The following is a 338-nucleotide window of genomic DNA, read 5'->3' on the forward strand; positions in this document are numbered from 1 at the left end:
CACACCCCAGCGTGATAGCTCCCGGCGGTCTTGTCGCACCGGGTAGCAACACCACGCCACTGCTTGAGCCGGTTGAAGCAACGTTCCACCACATTGCGGCCCCTGTAGCGCTGGTACTGCTCAGCGCCGAAGTCGATGGGCCGACCGCGACGCTTACGCCGGTGAGCGATCTGATCGGCACGCTCCGGAATCGTCGTAGCGATTCCCCGACTGCGCAGATACGACCGGTTGGCTTTGCTGGGGTAGCCCTTGTCCGCCAGCACCCGCTGCGGTCGTGTCCGCGGGCGACCGACGCTACCCTGCACTGTGACCTGGTCGTAGACGACGGGCAGCATGAT

Annotated in this window: 1 protein-coding gene; it reads right to left on the minus strand. The window is 65.1% G+C overall.

Annotation, left to right across the window (positions count from 1 at the left end; genetic code table 11):
• A partial coding sequence (locus tag ACT3S3_RS15315) for a transposase (protein WP_444627022.1) occupies window positions 1-338 on the minus strand: 338 nt, incomplete at both ends.

The sequence above is a fragment of the Corynebacterium sp. AOP40-4SA-5 genome (assembly GCF_052377355.1).
Taxonomy (GTDB): domain Bacteria; phylum Actinomycetota; class Actinomycetes; order Mycobacteriales; family Mycobacteriaceae; genus Corynebacterium.